Source organism: Streptomyces sp. NPDC002130, assembly GCF_040296465.1.
Lineage (GTDB): Bacteria > Actinomycetota > Actinomycetes > Streptomycetales > Streptomycetaceae > Streptomyces.
This window is the reverse complement of record NZ_JBEOXI010001142.1, coordinates 1-1119: the sequence shown is the minus strand read 5'-3', so window position 1 is coordinate 1119 and position 1119 is coordinate 1. Positions and strand designations below refer to the sequence as shown.

Sequence of the window (1119 nt, the reverse complement as noted above, 5' to 3'; positions counted from 1 at the left end):
CGATCACCTCCACGGCCGCAGGCAGTAGGGGCAGGTCACTTCGGTCATGGACGTGAAAAAGATCGGCGCATTCTGCGGCGCCGCGCTGCTGGGTTTGGTGATGATCGTCGTGGTCATCATCGGCCCGGCCACGGAGAATCCCGATTGCGTACCCGGCGGGGGCCGGGTCGGATCGGTGGCTCCCGCCGGCTCACTGGTCAAGCCGACCAAGAGCAGCGAGACCACCGACACGTCGGGATTCGGTGCGCGCTGGGGAACCCAACACCAGGGCATCGACCGCGCCGGTCCCGTCGGAACACCGATCTACGCTTTCACCGACGGCCGCGTTGTCGCTGCCGGCCCCGCCGCCGGATTCGGCAACTGGATCATTCTCGATCACCAGATCGACGGGAAGGTCTACTCGACCGTCTACGGGCACATGTTCGACGACGGCGTTCTGGTCAAGGTCGGTGACCAGGTTTCCGCTGGTCAGGAAATCGGCATGATCGGCAACGCCGGCGAGTCCACCGGCGCGCATCTGCATTTCGAGGTGTGGGACGGTGGCCGTTTGCCCGACGGTGCCGGAACCGCAGTCGATCCGGCGCCCTGGGTCGACAAGGCCGCCGAACCCGGTGCCGCCGCCCCGGCTCCCGCACCAGGACAGGAACCTGCACCGAGCAACCCGGCTGAGCCGGGCACCGGAGGCCTCAATTCCAGTCAGCTCGCTCTCGCGAAGCAAGCGGTGGCCGTCGGGGAGTCGATCGAGTAAAAGCTCAGCGAATAGTGAACGAGGCAATAATCAGCCAGTTCCGGATACATCTGCAGTTCGAGAAGAATGGCGAAGAAGCCGGGGGCCTGTGGGCTGACATTGGGCTGAGACTTGATCTGCGCGGCGTCGACATTACGAGCGCCTATTTCGACGGGATGGATCTGAAGGATTCGGTGTTCGTAGACGCTGAAGGGTCTGCTGCACGGATAGGTGACATCTGATCTGTGGTGCCGAGAGGTGCCGCTGGAAGGATGTGCACCATGCCGAAGCCCTATCCCCGAGAGTTCCGTGAGGACGTTGTTCGGTGTGCGCCCGTGAGCCGCACGTACCCGCGGACCGGCTGGTCGCCGAGATGGTGCCGCCGCCGCGGT

Annotated in this window: 2 protein-coding genes; both read left to right on the top strand. The window is 64.6% G+C overall.

Going from position 1 to position 1119, the window contains the following annotated elements; genetic code table 11:
- The first annotated feature begins 46 nt into the window (after window positions 1–46).
- Window positions 47–748: a M23 family metallopeptidase gene (locus ABT116_RS49120; protein WP_351648106.1), complete on the top strand. Its 702-nt coding sequence runs from the start codon at window positions 47–49 to the stop codon at window positions 746–748.
- 14 nt (window positions 749–762) lie between these two features.
- A complete protein-coding gene (locus tag ABT116_RS49115; RefSeq protein ID WP_351648104.1) occupies window positions 763–969 on the top strand; it encodes a hypothetical protein in 207 nt (68 codons plus the stop codon).
- The last annotated feature ends 150 nt before the right edge of the window (window positions 970–1119 follow it).

Bases quoted from the DNA above. Each gene is read 5' to 3' on its own strand.
- ABT116_RS49120 (WP_351648106.1), top strand. From the start codon at position 47: ATGGACGTGAAAAAGATCGGCGCATTCTGCGGCGCCGCGCTGCTGGGT.